Origin of the sequence: Mediterraneibacter hominis, assembly GCF_014287475.1 — a bacterium.
In the GTDB taxonomy this organism is placed as follows: Bacteria; Bacillota; Clostridia; order Lachnospirales; family Lachnospiraceae; genus Mediterraneibacter; species Mediterraneibacter hominis.
On record NZ_JACOPF010000001.1, the window covers coordinates 394,407 to 410,694 of the forward strand.

At 43.2% G+C, this 16,288-nt stretch carries 15 protein-coding genes and 1 other RNA gene; 12 read left to right on the plus strand and 4 right to left on the minus strand.

What is annotated here, in order from left to right; genetic code table 11:
• Nucleotides 1–147 precede the first annotated feature (147 nt).
• Complete coding sequence (locus tag H8S37_RS01780) at nt 148–1,326, minus strand: ribose-phosphate pyrophosphokinase (protein ID WP_186874340.1); 1,179 nt, start codon at nt 1,324–1,326, stop codon at nt 148–150.
• Between the two features lie 249 nt (nt 1,327–1,575).
• Here H8S37_RS01780 and H8S37_RS01785 point away from each other — a divergent pair, with 249 nt between their 5' ends.
• From H8S37_RS01785 to H8S37_RS01840, 12 genes are all read left to right on the plus strand, one after another.
• Complete coding sequence (locus H8S37_RS01785; RefSeq protein ID WP_279287339.1) at nt 1,576–2,919, plus strand: DUF512 domain-containing protein; 1,344 nt, start codon at nt 1,576–1,578, stop codon at nt 2,917–2,919.
• Nucleotides 2,920–2,964: 45 nt separating this feature from the next.
• Complete coding sequence (gene der, locus H8S37_RS01790; protein ID WP_186874341.1) at nt 2,965–4,293, plus strand: ribosome biogenesis GTPase Der; 1,329 nt, start codon at nt 2,965–2,967, stop codon at nt 4,291–4,293.
• A gap of 4 nt (nt 4,294–4,297) precedes the next feature.
• Nucleotides 4,298–4,933, plus strand: a complete 636-nt coding sequence (gene plsY / locus H8S37_RS01795) for a glycerol-3-phosphate 1-O-acyltransferase PlsY (RefSeq protein ID WP_186874342.1) — start codon at nt 4,298–4,300, stop codon at nt 4,931–4,933.
• Between the two features lie 5 nt (nt 4,934–4,938).
• Nucleotides 4,939–5,952 carry an NAD(P)H-dependent glycerol-3-phosphate dehydrogenase gene (locus tag H8S37_RS01800; protein ID WP_186874343.1) on the plus strand — a complete coding sequence of 338 codons (1,014 nt, stop codon included), beginning with the start codon at nt 4,939–4,941 and terminating at the stop codon, nt 5,950–5,952.
• Nucleotides 5,953–6,031: 79 nt separating this feature from the next.
• Nucleotides 6,032–7,504 carry a stage IV sporulation protein A gene (gene spoIVA / locus H8S37_RS01805; protein WP_186874344.1) on the plus strand — a complete coding sequence of 491 codons (1,473 nt, stop codon included), beginning with the start codon at nt 6,032–6,034 and terminating at the stop codon, nt 7,502–7,504.
• A gap of 116 nt (nt 7,505–7,620) precedes the next feature.
• Nucleotides 7,621–8,457, plus strand: coding sequence for a purine-nucleoside phosphorylase (locus H8S37_RS01810; protein WP_186874345.1), 837 nt, complete (start codon nt 7,621–7,623; stop codon nt 8,455–8,457).
• 1 nt (nt 8,458) lies between these two features.
• Nucleotides 8,459–9,745, plus strand: a complete 1,287-nt coding sequence (locus H8S37_RS01815; protein WP_186874346.1) for an amidohydrolase — start codon at nt 8,459–8,461, stop codon at nt 9,743–9,745.
• 45 nt (nt 9,746–9,790) lie between these two features.
• A complete protein-coding gene (locus H8S37_RS01820; RefSeq protein WP_186874347.1) occupies nt 9,791–10,255 on the plus strand; it encodes a molybdopterin-binding protein in 465 nt (154 codons plus the stop codon).
• Entirely contained in the window at nt 10,252–10,938 is a 687-nt protein-coding gene (locus H8S37_RS01825; RefSeq protein ID WP_186874348.1) for an MBL fold metallo-hydrolase, read from the plus strand. The genes H8S37_RS01820 and H8S37_RS01825 overlap by 4 nt, the downstream gene beginning before the upstream one ends.
• A gap of 79 nt (nt 10,939–11,017) precedes the next feature.
• A complete protein-coding gene (gene rnhA, locus H8S37_RS01830) occupies nt 11,018–11,491 on the plus strand; it encodes a ribonuclease HI (RefSeq protein ID WP_186874349.1) in 474 nt (157 codons plus the stop codon).
• An 85-nt stretch (nt 11,492–11,576) separates the two neighbouring features.
• Nucleotides 11,577–11,949, plus strand: an RNA gene (gene rnpB, locus H8S37_RS01835) — RNase P RNA component class A.
• Between the two features lie 224 nt (nt 11,950–12,173).
• Nucleotides 12,174–14,384 carry an InlB B-repeat-containing protein gene (locus H8S37_RS01840; protein WP_186874350.1) on the plus strand — a complete coding sequence of 737 codons (2,211 nt, stop codon included), beginning with the start codon at nt 12,174–12,176 and terminating at the stop codon, nt 14,382–14,384.
• A gap of 128 nt (nt 14,385–14,512) precedes the next feature.
• Here H8S37_RS01840 and H8S37_RS01845 read toward each other — a convergent pair whose 3' ends face one another.
• The 3 genes from H8S37_RS01845 to pyrB are packed head-to-tail and all read right to left on the minus strand — an operon-like array spanning nt 14,513 to nt 16,260.
• The gene (locus H8S37_RS01845) at nt 14,513–14,827 is read right to left on the minus strand and encodes an MGMT family protein (protein WP_186874351.1); all 315 of its coding nucleotides are present in this window, start codon (nt 14,825–14,827) and stop codon (nt 14,513–14,515) included.
• A 19-nt stretch (nt 14,828–14,846) separates the two neighbouring features.
• Nucleotides 14,847–15,284, minus strand: coding sequence for an aspartate carbamoyltransferase regulatory subunit (locus H8S37_RS01850; protein WP_186874352.1), 438 nt, complete (start codon nt 15,282–15,284; stop codon nt 14,847–14,849).
• A 55-nt stretch (nt 15,285–15,339) separates the two neighbouring features.
• Nucleotides 15,340–16,260, minus strand: coding sequence for an aspartate carbamoyltransferase (pyrB, locus tag H8S37_RS01855; RefSeq protein WP_186874353.1), 921 nt, complete (start codon nt 16,258–16,260; stop codon nt 15,340–15,342).
• Nucleotides 16,261–16,288: the final 28 nt, after the last annotated feature.

Below are 16,288 nucleotides of genomic sequence, written 5' to 3' on the forward strand. Positions count from 1 at the left end.
TTTCCGCAGTGCCAGCTCAATTCCGCATACGCTTCATTTCGCTATCGGCAGTCGCCGAATGAAAAGAAGCAGAAAGTCCCCTGCTTACATGCAAGCATGGCGCAGGGCCCTTCTGTTCTTTTCACACTGCTTGTTGCTTCGTTAAATTTATATTTCTCCTCTTGCACGCTTTTCCAGCAGTGCGTGGATTTTATCTGTCGGATTTAAGACTGTACCGATGGAGACATCGTGGTTTAGGGAGTCGATAATCAATGCGAGGAATTTGCTCATATCTGCCTTTACAAAATAAGGCTTTTCATACAATTCAGGCGGAAGGTATGTGAGATTGGTGGTGATGACTTTTGTAATATAGCCTTTTTCGTAGTATTCGTCGAATTTTTTTAATCCGTCTGTAAAAAGACCAAATGTGGTGCAGACAAATACACGCGCGGCCTTGCGTTCTTTTAACTGTTTTGCGACATCCAGCATACTTTCACCCGAAGAAATCATATCATCGATGATCAACACATCTTTTCCCGCCACATCGTCGCCTAAAAATTCATGTGCCACAATCGGATTTTTTCCATTTACGACAGTAGAGTAATCGCGGCGCTTATAGAACATACCCATGTCTACGCCAAGAACATTAGAAAAATAAACAGCACGGTGCATAGCTCCTTCATCAGGGCTGATAATCATCAGATGCTCTTTATCAGCGATGAGATCCGGGACATCGCGGAAGAGCGCTTTCATAAACTGATAAGGCGGATTAAAGCTGTCGAAGCCCTTCAGCGGAATTGCATTTTGTACACGTGGATCGTGGGCGTCAAATGTAATAATATTCGTCACACCCATTGCAGTCAGTTCTTCCAATGCAATCGCACAGTCCAAAGATTCCCGTTTTGTACGTTTATGCTGGCGGCTTTCATACATAAATGGCATAATCACATTGATGCGTCTGGCTTTACCGTTTGCGGCAGAGATAACTCTTTTTAAATCCTGGAAATGGTCGTCTGGAGACATATGGTTTAAATGTCCGTTCACTGTGTAAGTCAGACTATAGTTACATACATCTGTCATAATAAATAAATCTGTACCGCGGATGGTTTCTTTTATCATTCCTTTTGCTTCCCCCGTCCCAAAACGCGGACAGCAGCAGTCGACAAGATAATTGTTGGATTTGTAGTTGACATACAGAGGGGATTCGGTTACTTCGTTGATAGTATTTTGCCGGAAAGAGACAATGTAGTCATTTACTTTCTGACCAAGTACTTTACAGCTTTCCATTGCAACAATTTTTAAAGGGGCAACTGGAAGTGTTTTTTCTAATAATTCGATATTTGGCATGGTATTCTCCTATGATTGATTTGTTTTCTTTTGATGAGATTTGATGATAATTTAGATTTTTACATATATGGTTATATCATTTTTTACCTGGAAATTCAAGCATAGCTTTGCCGGGAGAAGGAATTATGTTATACTGGTTACAGTACGGTGCAGTCCTTTAAGAGAGCAGAAGTCTGGAACAATCGTTTGAAAAATAGGATGCGATCGGAAAGCAGAAGCTTAATAAACGCCAAGAAAGGGTTATGGAAATTGAACAGGAAAAGGCATGAACATATAGTAAAGAATATCTGTCCGGGAAGTATTGCCGAGGAAATGGGGATAGAGCCAGGGGATAAACTGATTTCGATAGATGGAAAAGAGATTATAGATGTATTTGATTATCATTTCCTTGCAGGAGAAGAACATATTTTTCTTTTAATTGAAAAAACAGATGGAGAGCAGTGGGAATTAGAGATTGAGAAGGAAGAGGAAGAGGAGCTGGGTATTGAGTTTGAACAAAGTCTGATGGATGAATATCGTTCCTGCAGAAATAAATGTATGTTTTGTTTCATCGATCAGATGCCGGGAGGAATGAGAGAAACACTATATTTTAAGGATGATGATGCGAGGCTCTCCTTTTTGCAGGGAAACTACATCACACTTACCAATATGGATGATCGGGATGTGGAAAGAATTGTCAGATATCGTTTGGAGCCGGTTAATATTTCTTTTCATACGACAAACCCAGAGCTTCGATGTAAAATGCTGCATAATCGGTTTGCAGGGGAGGCATTGAAAAAAGTAGACATTCTTTATCAGGGCGGCATTGAGATGAATGGACAGATCGTTTTGTGTAAAGGCATCAATGATGGGAAAGAGTTGGAACGGACAATTCAGGATTTGACAGGGTATCTGCCGCAGCTTCAGAGTGTGTCTGTTGTTCCTGTAGGTCTTACGAAGTACAGAGATAATCTCTATCCGCTGCAGCCTTTTGAAAAAGAAGATGCAAAGCAGGTATTGGACATCATTCACAGATGGCAGGATAAAGTATTTGCCGAATATGGAAGGCATTTTATTCATGCGGGAGATGAATGGTATCTCCTCGCAGGAGAGGTGATTCCGGCTGAAGAACGTTATGACGGGTATCCCCAACTGGAAAATGGAGTCGGGATGATAAGGCTTTTACTGAATGAATTCGCGAAAGGCATTTCACAGATAAAGGGAGACACAAGAAAGAGAGAGCTTTCTCTTGCGACAGGGAAACTGGCGGCGCCTTATCTGAAAGAGATGATGGGGCAGGTGAAGGAAAAATTCCCAGGCGTGGGAGTGCATATCTATCCAATCCGCAATGACTTTTTTGGAGAGCGCATTACAGTTTCGGGACTGATAACCGGACAGGATCTGACGGCACAGTTAAAGGGCAAAGAATTAGGCGACAGGCTGCTGCTCCCATGTAATATGCTGCGTGCAGGGGAAAATACATTTCTGGATGATTTTACGATAGAAGCGGTGGCGGAGACTTTACAAGTTCCGGTAGATATTGTAAAATCAAGCGGGCAGGATCTGCTGGATGCAGTTCTTGGTATGCCAAAAGGCATGGAGAGACGGGAATAAAATATGCAGAGAATGTATAGAAAATTAGGAAGGTAGTAAATAATTATGAGTAAACCAGTAGTTGCGATTGTAGGGAGACCGAATGTAGGTAAATCTACATTATTTAATACCCTGGCAGGAGAAAAAATTTCTATCGTAAAGGATACGCCTGGTGTTACAAGAGACAGAATTTATGCAAACGTTTCCTGGCTGGATTGGGAATTTACCATGATAGATACAGGGGGAATTGAACCAGACAGCAAAGATATTATTCTCTCACAGATGCGGGAACAGGCACAGATCGCGATCGATACGGCAGATGTGATTGTCTTTATTACAGACGTGAAGCAGGGAGTTGTGGATGCAGACTCGAAGGTAGCAGACATGCTGCGGCGTTCCGGCAAGCCAGTTCTGCTTGTTGTAAATAAAGTCGATCACTTTGAAAAGTATATGCCGGATGTATATGAATTTTATAATTTGGGCATTGGAGATCCGATTCCGGTTTCCGCTGCGTCACGCTTAGGACTTGGGGACATGCTGGATGAGGTAATTGCGCATTTTCCAGAAAGCATGAAGGAAGAGGAGGAAGATGACAGGCCGCGTATTGCAATTGTAGGAAAGCCCAATGTAGGAAAATCCTCGATCATTAATAAGCTTTTAGGAGAATCCCGGGTGATTGTTTCAGATATTGCAGGAACGACACGCGATGCGATTGATACAGAAGTAACGCATGACGGAAAAGAATATATTTTTATTGACACTGCGGGGCTGCGCCGTAAGAATAAGATCAAAGAAGAGTTAGAGAGGTACAGTATTATCCGTACGGTTACTGCGGTGGAGCGGGCAGACGTAGTGGTCATGGTGATTGACGCCACAGAAGGAGTGACAGAACAGGACGCAAAGATTGCAGGGATTGCCCACGAAAGAGGAAAGGGAATGATCATTGTTGTCAATAAGTGGGATGCGATAGAAAAGAATGACAGAACGATGCGGGAATTTGAGGCTCAGGTGAGACAGATTTTATCCTATCTTTCTTATGCGGAGATTTTGTATATTTCTGCAAAGACAGGACAGCGTCTGAACAGGCTGTATGATATGATTGATATGGTAATTCAAAATCAAACGCTTCGGATTGCAACCGGTGTGCTCAATGAGATTATGACAGAAGCGGTAGCAATGCAGCAGCCGCCTTCTGATAAGGGAAAACGCTTGAAGCTGTATTATATTACGCAGGTTTCAGTAAAACCGCCGACGTTTGTTGTTTTTGTCAATGACAAGGAACTGATGCATTTTTCCTATACAAGATATTTGGAAAATAAAATCAGGGAAGCGTTCGGATTTAAGGGGACTTCCTTGAAGTTCTTCATCAGGGAAAGAAAGGAAAAGGAGCAGTAAGAGTATGGAACGGTTAATTTGTCTTGCAATCGGTTATGTATGCGGACTTTTCCAGACAGGCTATCTGGTGGGAAAGATGAACCATATTGATATTCGACAGAAGGGGAGTGGGAACGCCGGCTCTACAAATGCGCTGCGAGTCATGGGGTGGAAAGCAGGGCTTATGACCTTTGCAGGAGATGTGCTGAAATGTGTGATTGCAATTTTGATTGTGCGCTATATTTATGATGGGAGCCAATGGCTGCCGCTTTTGGCAATGTATGCAGGAGCAGGAACGACATTGGGACACAATTTCCCATTCTATCTGAAATTCAAAGGAGGGAAAGGAATTGCCGTTCTGGCCGGGCTTGTGATTTCAACGAAAATTTGGATGGCTCCGATTCCGTTGGCTGCGTTTTTAATAGCGGTGATTTTTACAAGATACATATCGCTGGGGTCACTTCTGGCGTATTCTATGTTCTTTTTAGAAGTAGTAGTCTGCGGACAGCTGGGCTGTTTTGAGATGAAGGCGGCTTATTTATATGAGCTGTACATACTGCTGTTTGCACTGACCTGCCTTGCATGGTACAGACATAAGGACAATATCAAAAGGCTGATGGCAGGAACAGAAAATAAATTTGGTTCAAAGAAAAAGGAGTAAGAATTATGGCAAATGTCGGAATATTAGGGGCTGGGAGTTGGGGGACGGCTCTGTCCATACTTTTGAGTGACAATGGACACCAGGTGACAGTCTGGTCTATCGACAAGGAAGAAGTTAAGATGCTTCAGACGAAACGAGAGCATACGGCGAAGCTTCCGGGGGTAAGGCTCCCAGAGAGTATGGTGATTACAGGTAACTTAGAAGAAGGGATTAGGGATAAAGACTTTCTTGTACTGGCGGTTCCTTCGCCGTTTACCAGAGTTACGGCAAAGAAGATGCGCCCTTATGTAAAAGAAGGACAGATTATCGTAGATGTGGCGAAAGGAATTGAAGAAACTACTCTGATGACGCTCTCCCAGCAGATCGAACAGGAAATCCCGCAGGCAGATGTGGCTGTTTTGTCAGGGCCCAGCCATGCGGAGGAAGTAGGAAGAAAGCTTCCAACAACGTGTGTGATCGGGGCAAAATCGAAACAGACAGCAATTTTTCTACAGTCTATGTTCATCAGCAGGGTATTCCGTGTATATATAAGCCCGGATATTCTGGGAATTGAATTGGGAGGGGCCTTGAAAAATGTCATTGCACTTGCCGCCGGAATTGCAGATGGGCTGGGATATGGAGACAATACAAAGGCAGCGCTCATTACAAGAGGGATTGCGGAGATAGCGAGACTGGGTGTCAAGATGGGAGGAAAGATTGAAAGCTTTACAGGTCTGACAGGCATTGGAGATTTGATTGTAACCTGTGCCAGCGTGCACAGCAGAAACAGAAAGGCGGGATACTTGATTGGACAGGGCAAGTCTATGCAGGAAGCAATGGATGAGGTGAAAATGGTTGTAGAAGGAGTGTATTCTGCAAAGGCAGCAAAACAGCTTGCCTTGAAATATGACGTATCTATGCCGATTGTAGAGCAGGTCAACGCTGTACTGTTTGAAGGAAAAGCTCCTGCGCAGGCAGTAGATGAGCTGATGCAGCGCGCGTCAAAGAGTGAAAGTGAACAGTTGCCCTGGGAAAACTAGAACCAGGAAATAGAAAAAAGCAGAATAATTACCCCCTTGGAAGCATAGATTGTTATCAGCAGAACAAGGGGGTATTTCTATGGAATCATTTCAGGTATACAAGGACATGAAAGCAAGAACAAACGGTGAAATCTATATTGGGGTGGTTGGGCCGGTGCGGACAGGCAAGTCTACCTTTATAAAAAGATTTATGGATCTTTTAGTGCTTCCCAATATGACAGATGAACATGCAAAGGAAAGAACACAGGACGAATTGCCGCAGTCGGCATCCGGGGCGACGATTATGACAACAGAGCCAAAGTTTGTGCCAAAGGAAGCGGCTTTGGTGGGGCTCTCGGAGGACGTACAGGTGAAAATCCGGCTGATTGACTGTGTAGGTTATATGGTAGACGGCGCATCTGGACATACAGAAAATGGAGAAGAACGGCAGGTAAAGACTCCTTGGTTTGAATATGAAATTCCATTTACCAAGGCAGCGGCAATCGGTACGCAGAAGGTAATCCATGATCATGCGACAATCGGATTTGTCGTGACGACAGATGGCAGTATTGGAGAGATTCCAAGAGAGAATTATGTAGATGCAGAAGAAAAAACAGTCAGAGAATTAAAAAGTATTGGAAAACCATTTCTGATTTTATTGAACTGTTTAAAACCCTACACCCAAGAAGCAAAGGAATTAAAAGAGGAACTCAGTCAGAAATATGGAGTGTCTGTGGCAGCGGTAAACTGTGAACAGCTTAAAGCAGAGGATATTCACGACATTATGCGCCAGGTACTCTATGAATTCCCCATTTCGGAAGTGGAATTTTACATACCCAAATGGGTAGAAATGCTTTCCAGAGAGCACAAAATTAAGAAGGATTTATTAGAAAATGTGCGGGCGCTTATGCAGGGGATGGAGGACATAAGGAGCGCGCTGCATGCTCCAGAGCTTCCGGAGAGCGAATACATAGAGAAGGCTGCGGTAGAAAAAGTGGCGATGGATACGGGATGTATTCAAGTACGGATTGATTTCAAAGAACAGTATTATTATGAAGTACTCAGTGAACTGACAGGCGCGCAGATCAAAGGGGAATACGAACTGATCGCGGCGATGAAAGAATTGTCAGCGATGAAAGCGGAATATACGCAGATCAAAGATGCCTTTGCAGATGTGAAGATGAAGGGATATGGAGTGGTAAGTCCTAAAAAGGAAGATATTACACTGGATGAACCAGTCATTATTAAACAAGGCAGCAAGTATGGGGTGAAAATCCGTTCTGAGGCTCCGTCCATTCATATGATACGTGCGGTTATAGAGACAGAGATTGCACCGATCGTTGGAAATGAAAAACAGGCAGAGGATTTGGTGGAGTATATCAAGACAGAGAGCGAGACGCCGCAGGGAATATGGGGAACGAATATTTTCGGCAAGTCTATAGAGGAACTGGTTATGGACGGAATGAGAAATAAGATTACAACAATTAATGAAGAAAGCCAGGTAAAACTACAAGATTCTATGCAGAAAATTGTCAATGACAGTAACGGTGGACTGGTATGTATTATCATATAAGAGAAGGTATGACAAAAACTTCTGTGGTGGAAATGGAGATTATGTAGTACAATACTAACATGACGGAAAACGAAAAAATAGTAACCGCAAAAGACAAGAAAAAGGAGTGAAAATACATGAGCAGGCAATATGGACGGATAAAGCGTTGTTATGAATACTGCAGAACAATTACAGACTTTAAGCCAGAGATTGGGTTGATACTGGGTTCTGGACTTGGCGGATATGCGAAAAATATGGAGGTTGTATGTGAAATTCCATACGGACATATTCCAGATTTTCCGGTTTCTACAGTACAAGGGCATGATGGGAAATTTCTGCTTGGTTATATCGGGAATGTTCCGGCAATGGTGATGAAAGGAAGGGTACATTACTATGAAGGATATGCGATGGAGGATGTGGTTCTGCCTGTACGTCTGATGAAAATGATGGGAATAGAGGTTCTGTTTCTGACGAATGCTGCAGGCGGGATCAATCCGGACTTTCAGACGGGAGACTTTATGATAATTACGGATCAGATTTCCAGTTTTGTTCCGTCTCCGTTGATAGGGGAAAACATAGAGGAGTTGGGGGAACGTTTTCCGGATATGACGCAAATCTATGATAAAAGACTGCAAAATATTATAAGCAGGACTGCAGCAGAAGAAGGAATTTCTATTCAAAAGGGAGTGTATGTACAGACCAGCGGACCGAATTTTGAAAGTCCGGCTGAGATTAAAATGTTTGCCGCCGTCGGTGCAGACGCTGTAGGGATGAGTACAGCATGTGAAGCAGTGGCGGCGCGGCATGCGAATATCCGTGTGTGCGCGGTGTCCTGTATCTCTAATATGGCAAGCGGCATTTCAAAAGAAGAGTTGAGCCACCTGGATGTACAGGCTGTGGCAGATAAGCGGGCAAAAGAATTTGAACGGCTTGTAACAAAGAGCATTTTAAAGATGCACATGGGAGAAGACTAGGATGAATACAAGAATATATAATGTACGAATTTTGACAATGGAAGAAGGCGGAAAAATTACAGAAGGAGAAGTTTGGATTGAGGACGATACAATTGTCTGTGTCGGACAGCCAAAAGAAACAGCCAAAAGAAAATGGGATCTGGAAATTGACGGGAAGCAAAATCTTTTGATGCCCGGATTTAAAAATGCGCATACACATTCTGCGATGACGTTTCTTCGATCCTATGCAGATGACATGAAGCTCAATGAGTGGCTGCATACAAGGGTTTTTCCGGCAGAGGCCAAGCTTACGGGAGAAGATGTATATTGGCTTACGAAACTTGCCATTCTGGAATATCTGACGAGTGGAATTACTTCTATATTTGATATGTATATGTATCGGAAGGACGGCGCACGTGCAGCGATTGACACGGGCTTTAGGAATGTATTCTGCGAAAGTATCAATGACTTTGGCGGGACAGTTGAGGAAGTAGAGGAAGACTACCTCACATATAACAAGGACAAGTCGAAGCTTATCTCTTATCAGCTTGGGTTTCATGCAGAGTATACGACTTCCAGAGAAAAGATGGAGGGGATTGCGGCACTTTCCAAGAAGTATGCTGCGCCAGTCTACGTCCATTGTTCAGAGACAAAACAAGAGGTGGAGGATTGCAAGAAACGAACAGGCATGACCCCGCCTGTATATATGGATACACTGGGATTGTTTGAACATGGCGGCGGTCTTTTTCATGGAGTGCATATGGAAGAAGCAGATTTTGAGGTGGTGAAGAAAAAGGGCCTGTACATTGTGACAAATCCGGCATCCAATTTAAAGCTTGCCAGTGGGATCGCACCGGTAAAAAAGTATCTGAATATGGGAATCCCGATCGCGATTGGAACAGACGGCCCGGCGAGCAACAACTGTCTGGACATGTTTCGGGAGATGTTTCTGGTGACAGGACTTCAGAAGGTGTTATATGATGATCCAGAGGCAGTGCCTGCAATGGAGGTTCTTAAGATGGCGACTGTAAATGGAGCACATGCGATGGGACTTGCCGAATGTGATACATTGCATGTGGGCAAAAAGGCAGATTTGATTTTAATAGACCTGGAACAGCCAAATATGCAGCCATTGCACCATATCGAGAAAAATCTGGTGTACAGCGGAAGCAAGCAGAATGTAAAGATGACAATGATAGCAGGAAAAGTACTGTATCAGAATGGGGAGTTTTATCTGGATTCTTCCAAAGAAGAAATTTATAAAGAGGCTGAAAAGACAGTCAGGCGGATTCTAAAAGAGCAGGAGTAAAACAATCTTAAGGAGAGTACAATAAAATCGAAAGGGGTACGAAGGATGAAAGCAGCAATATTTACGTTAGATACAGGGATGTATAAGGCAAAAGAAGAAAGTCCGGCGGCAGCCGTATTAAAACGGATGCTTGTGCAGGTAGGATTCGAAGTGAAAGCGGCGGGGGTTCTTCCCCAGGAGAAGGCGATAGCAGCTTCTGTTTTTTGCAGACTTGCAGATACAAAGGCAGTGGATCTGATTTTGACAACAGGAGCATGTGGTTACAGGGAGAAGGACTGTGCGCCGGATGCATTGATGGCATCAGCGGACAGACTTCTTCCAGGTATACCAGAAGCAGTGCGGGCATATACGCTTAGGTATACAAAGAAAGTGATATTGGATCGCAGCGCCGCGGGAATCAGGAATAAGACATTGATTGTGAATCTTCCAGACAGCGCGAAGGCGGCGAAAGAAGGGCTGGAATATATTTTGCCAGAACTAGTACAAGTAGTGGAGACGATGCAGGTATGATGAAGGTAACATATTTGGCACACAGCGGTTTCCTTGTCGAGATGGAGGAAGCATATTTTTTGTTTGATTATTATAAAGGAGAACTTCCTAAAATAGATAGAGAAAAAGAATGGTATGTATTCGCAAGCCATGCGCATTACGATCATTTCAGGAAGGAAATTTTTTCATTTCAGGATATACACCCGGACATTCAGTATATTCTTTCTTCGGATATACCGGCAGAGGAAAAAGAGAATGTTATTTTTATGGGGCCAGGAGAGTACAGGAGAATTGGAAAGCTGCGGATTGAGACACTGCGTTCTACAGACGCAGGAGTGGCTTTTCTGATTCACTATGCGGGAAAGACAGTGTATCATGCAGGAGATCTGAATTGGTGGTACTGGGAAGGTGAGACAGCAGAATATAATACGCAGATGCGAAGAAATTATCAGCATGAGATCAATAAATTGCAGAAGGAAAAGATAGATGTAGCATTTGTGCCGGTGGATCCAAGGCTGGGGGAGCAGTACTGTTTAGGTCTGGACTGTTTTATGAAGCGAACAGACACAAAAGTGGTATTTCCCATGCACTTCTGGGAAAAATATGATATTTTTTCCAGACTGGCCCTGGAACACTGTACAAAAGAATACCTGGAAAGAATACAAAATATAGAAAAGGAAGGGCAGACCTTTTTCCTGGAATGATTTCGGAAGAGAATAGCGCCGTTGTACAAGGGGCAATACGCCCCTTGTACAACGACGCTAAGAAGAGGAGAAGATAAATATGCTGGTGAAAATATACACGGATGGCGCGGCCAGAGGAAATCCGGACGGGCCGGGAGGGTATGGTACCGTATTAGAATATGTGGATACAAAGGGGAAACTGCATAAAAAAGAGCTGTCCCAGGGATATGTCCGCACAACGAACAACCGCATGGAGCTGATGGCAGTGATTGCAGGGTTAGAGGCTTTGAACCGGCCTTGTGAGGTGGAGGTGTATTCCGATTCGAAATATGTAGTTGACGCTTTTAATCAGCACTGGGTGGATGGCTGGCTGAAAAAAGGCTGGAAGCGTGGAAAAAATGAACCAGTGAAAAATGTAGATTTATGGAAGAGGTTATTAGCTGCAAAAGAAAAACACAAGGTGCGCTTTTGCTGGGTGAAAGGGCATGATGGACATCCGCAGAATGAACGGTGCGATACACTGGCAACGACAGCAGCAGACGGGACGGAGCTGATCGTGGATGAAGGCGTATAAAGTAGAAACGAAAGCGGGCTTCGGCAGAAAACATAGAGGATGACTGGACATTTGCAGGCAGGTATAGTATAATTTGAAACTGTGTTAAGTAAGACAGACAATCGCGGCTGTCTGCGAGAGCAGCAGACGAGGAAAGTCCGGGCTTCACAGGGCAGGATGCCGGATAACGTCCGGTGGAGGTGACTCCAAGGAAAGTGCAACAGAAATAAACCGCCTGTCAATGCCTCTTAGGCGAATGTCTTAAGAGTTGACAGGTAAGGGTGGAAAGGCAGTGTAAGAGACTACCGCCTTGCCGGTAACGGGAAGGGCACATGTAAACCCCATCCGAAGCAAGACTAAACGCAGGCTATGTGGCTGCCCGTCACGCCTTAGGTAAGTCGCTTGAACCTGGCGGCGACGCCAGGTCTAGATAGATGATTGTCCAACGACATAACCCGGCTTATCGTCTTGCTTAACCGCTGTTAAGAAAAAATGAATATTAGGTAAATTGTGGGACTTTAAATGTTTTGAATAATTAGTTGAAAATTTAAATAAACTCAAATATAATAAAAGTATCTACTGTATAAAGATAGTGGAAATTTGGGGATATGAAAGGATATAAGAGTGATGAAAATGACAGGAATGAAAAGATGGCTGGCATGCCTTCTTGCTGGCATTATGACAGCGGTCGTGATTCCTACTGTTGTTTTTGCTGGGGGGGGGCGCAGTAACAGTAACCAACGCTACCCAGACAGAACAAAAGCAGTATGCGACGCTTCAGGAGGCAGTTGCAAATGCACAGGATGGAGACACAATTACATTAAATAAGAATGTAACACTTTCAGAAACAATTTCTATTGACAAATCTTTAATTTTAGATGGACAGTCATTTCAGATTACATCGGAGCTAAACGAAAGTAATCAAGATATGTTCTATGTGTCTGCAGGCGGAGAGCTGACTTTAAAAAATCTAATCATTGACGGAAATGCACGGAATAAAAGTGCATATTTGATTCGCGTCAGTGGCGGAGAATTGAGAACGCAAATAGGGACAAAGCTTACAAATAGCAGTTTTTCTGCCGTCTTTATCACCGATGGCTCTTTTGCCATGGAAGCCGGTGAAATTTCAGGAAATACATATAGCGAGAATAATAGCATAGGAGCCGCTGTTACAGTGAATACAGGTGGTATATTTACAATGCAAGACGGAAAGATTGCGGGCAACAGTGCACCGAACTCCTCACAGGGAAGCGCAGGAATACTGGTAAATAGTGGCGGAACGGCATATCTTTACGGTGGTACATTAGAAGAAAATACCGCGGCGGCATCTCCGGCAGTTACTGTGTCAGGTGAGTTGGAAATTAGCGGCACATCCATCCTCAATAACCGTGCAACAAAATGGGCGGGAGCGATGGCCGTTTATTCTGGTACAGTTACAATGAATAGTGGCAGCATAAGTGGGAACACCGCACAGGACGGAAATGGAGGGGCTATTTATGTCGAAGGATATGAAGAACATCCTGGTTCCTTTGTGATGAACGGCGGAAGTATTACAGAAAATGCTGCCGCATATGATGGCGGAGCTATTTTTGGATATGTAGATATAATAAGTGACAGTGATTTGGGGATGGCTGTTATTGAAATTAACGGTGGAACGATCAAAGGAAATAAAGACCAAAATGCAGGGGAGACGGTGAATGGAGCTGTTTTTATCCGTCCAGGAGTTCAGCTTAGATTTAGTGGAACGCCGGAAATTTCAGGGCTCAATGGAATTGAAGCAGTTGACTATGATACATTAGAGGCAAATTCAGATTTTCAAATGATACAGGTAACAAAAGAATTTTCTCCGGTAAATCCAGTTACTCTTGAGATTTGGGGAGATTACCTGCCTGGACAGAGAATTGTAGAATATAGTGATGGAATCGAAGCAGATCCAGAAGATTTTATCGCTCCTGTTCAAAATTATGGCTATCAAAAAGAGGGAAAATATCTTTACACAGAGGTGAAAAGAAAAGTACTTTTTAAAGATGGAATTGAAAATACATATGAAGAATTAAGTTATTGGTCATTTGTAGATGATACGGTTAAAAAACCAGAGGATGATACCGTGAAAAAGGACGGTTATACATTGGACGGATGGTATACGGATAGTAGCTTGACCAAGAAATGGGATTTTGAAAATGACAAAATACCGCGTGAAGAGGGAAATTTTATTTTGTACGCAGAATGGTCAGTAATTCCGGCACAAGCTCCTATATTACCGACGAATCCCAAAATAGAACTGGCTTGTAGTGATATGGAAGGTACTGTCTTGTCGCCGGAGGTAGAAGAAAAAGAGGCATATACTTATATTTACAGGTGGGAAAATGAAGAAGGTGAGCCGGTAGGAGATGATAGTACTCTGATGGTTATTTCTCCTGCGAACGGAGAAACAGCTCTTTATACATTGACAGTTACTGCTGTAAGAAAAGACAACGGGCAGACAGCACAGGCAAGTACAACTTATACAGTGACACGAAAAGAGCATAAACCTGGAAAAGAGTGGAAATTTGATGGAAACAGTCACTGGAATGAGTGTAGTGTATGCGGTATAAAGCAAAACGAAGCGTCTCATACTTTTAAATGGGTAACAGATAAAAACGCGACGAAGACAGAGCCAGGGAAAAAACATGAAGAATGTACGAGCTGTGGATATGCAAAAGAAGCAGTTATTATCCCTGCATTTGACACAAGCAAAGAAGATATGGAAAAAGTAGAAGAAAAGCCATCTGGGGCGGTAGGAGAGGATGGTAAAATAAAAGGAAGCCCGCAGACAGGAGATAATACGAATCCAGTCTCTTGGTGTATTCTCTTGTTGGTAAGTGCGGTTGCTCTGGGTGGAACAGTTATGTTCATACAAAAACGAAAATCTTAAAAAGCAGGAGCTGTAACAAAAATAAATAGTACTGTGAAAAGAAAAATAAAGGACGTTGTATTCAAAAAATGAATCAACGTCCTTTCTAAATTGTTCTGATAAATAGAAATGGGTGTTTTTTTAACTATTTACGGATCCCACTGGCATTTTTTTAAATCCACATGTGTACTGTCTTTCATGGGAACCCCTTCTTCTTTTAACAGTATACCTTGCTCAAACCAGCCTGGAGCCAGTCTCCCAGCATGGTTTACAACCCGATGGCAGGGATACGTTCCATAGTATTCTGCCATACTAAGCACTTTGCCGACAAGCCTTGCATTTTTCTCCTTGCCGATAAGTCCGGCAATCTGTCCATAAGTAGCAACGTTTCCCTCGGGGATTTCTTCGACTACCGAGAGAATCTCATAAATCAAAGCTTCCTGTAAAATACGCTTTGTTTCCATATAAGCTGCCTGCTAAGAATTATAAGCTGTATTTTTCTTCACAGTATTTACAGCGATAAGTCTGTTTTTCTTCATCTGTGAGAACAAAAACGTGATCGAGTCCCTGTTCGATAGAAGTGATGCACCGCGGATTTTTACAGCGGATTACATTGGTGATTTCTTTTGGAAGCCGAAGCTCTTTTTTTGAAACAATCTGCTCATTCTCAATAATATTTACTGTGATATTATGATCGATAAAGCCAAGAATATCTAAATCCATAAAGTCAATTGGACACTCAATCTTAATAATGTCTTTTTTTCCCATTTTTGTACTTTTCGCATTTTTAATGATTGCAACACAGCAGTCTAACTTATCTAAGTGCAAATATTTATAAATTTCCATACTTTTTCCTGCTTCAATGTGGTCAAGCACGAACCCCTCGGAAATACGTCCTACATTCAAAGTGTTTTTTACCATAGAATCTGCCTCCTCTTATTATATTTCATACAACAATGATATGATGCGTGCCTTGTCAATCGACATGGATATCAAGCAGGGTAAGAATAAGAGCCATGCGTACATAGACGCCGTACTGCACCTGCCTGAAATAAGCTGCCCTTGGATCCTCATCAACCTCCACACTGATTTCGTTCACACGAGGAAGTGGGTGAAGCACATACATATCGGAAGGCGCCAGAAGCATTTTCTTTTTATCCAATATGTAGAAGTCTTTCATACGGACATAGTCTTCTTCATTGAAGAAACGTTCCCTTTGAACCCTGGTCATATAGAGTATGTCGAGCTCCGGCATAGCCTCTTCTAACCGTACAACTTCTTCATATGGAATCCCAAGCTTATCCAGCACATCATGGCGCATATATCCGGGCAGGCGAAGCTCTTCCGGAGAGATCAGGATGAAACGGATGCCTGGATAACGAACCAGGGCATGAATAAGAGAATGTACAGTACGACCGAATTTTAAATCACCGCACAGACCGATAGTCATATTGTCCAGCCTGCCTTTTACGTTTAAAATCGTCAGAAGATCTGTCAGTGTCTGTGTAGGATGCTGGTGACCTCCGTCCCCAGCATTGATAACAGGGATAGAGGAGTGCTGGCTTGCCACCATAGGGGCCCCCTCTTTTGGATGACGCATAGCACAAATATCTGCATAACAGGAGATCGTTCGGATTGTATCGGATACGCTTTCTCCTTTTGCCGCTGAACTAGAGTCAGCAGAAGAAAATCCCATGATACTTCCTCCAAGATTCAACATGGCAGCCTCATGGCTTAATCTGGTGCGGGTACTTGGCTCATAGAAGAGGGTTGCAAGCTTCTTCCCAGCACAGGCGTGCGCATATTTTTCAGGGTATTTTTCAATATCCTGGGCTAGATTCAACAGTTTGTCCAGTTCCTCCACAGAAAAATCGAGTGGGCTCATCAAATGTCTCATAAATAAAATATCCTCCTATTGCTGCCGG

Coding starts and splice junctions, on each gene's coding strand:
- H8S37_RS01780 (WP_186874340.1), bottom strand. CDS start 1,326: ATGCCAAATATCGAATTATTAGAAAAAACACTTCCAGTTGCCCCTTTA.
- der (WP_186874341.1), top strand. CDS start 2,965: ATGAGTAAACCAGTAGTTGCGATTGTAGGGAGACCGAATGTAGGTAAA.
- plsY (WP_186874342.1), top strand. CDS start 4,298: ATGGAACGGTTAATTTGTCTTGCAATCGGTTATGTATGCGGACTTTTC.
- H8S37_RS01800 (WP_186874343.1), top strand. CDS start 4,939: ATGGCAAATGTCGGAATATTAGGGGCTGGGAGTTGGGGGACGGCTCTG.
- spoIVA (WP_186874344.1), top strand. CDS start 6,032: ATGGAATCATTTCAGGTATACAAGGACATGAAAGCAAGAACAAACGGT.
- H8S37_RS01810 (WP_186874345.1), top strand. CDS start 7,621: ATGAGCAGGCAATATGGACGGATAAAGCGTTGTTATGAATACTGCAGA.
- H8S37_RS01815 (WP_186874346.1), top strand. CDS start 8,459: ATGAATACAAGAATATATAATGTACGAATTTTGACAATGGAAGAAGGC.
- H8S37_RS01820 (WP_186874347.1), top strand. CDS start 9,791: ATGAAAGCAGCAATATTTACGTTAGATACAGGGATGTATAAGGCAAAA.
- H8S37_RS01825 (WP_186874348.1), top strand. CDS start 10,252: ATGATGAAGGTAACATATTTGGCACACAGCGGTTTCCTTGTCGAGATG.
- rnhA (WP_186874349.1), top strand. CDS start 11,018: ATGCTGGTGAAAATATACACGGATGGCGCGGCCAGAGGAAATCCGGAC.
- H8S37_RS01845 (WP_186874351.1), bottom strand. CDS start 14,827: ATGGAAACAAAGCGTATTTTACAGGAAGCTTTGATTTATGAGATTCTC.
- H8S37_RS01850 (WP_186874352.1), bottom strand. CDS start 15,284: ATGGTAAAAAACACTTTGAATGTAGGACGTATTTCCGAGGGGTTCGTG.
- pyrB (WP_186874353.1), bottom strand. CDS start 16,260: ATGAGACATTTGATGAGCCCACTCGATTTTTCTGTGGAGGAACTGGAC.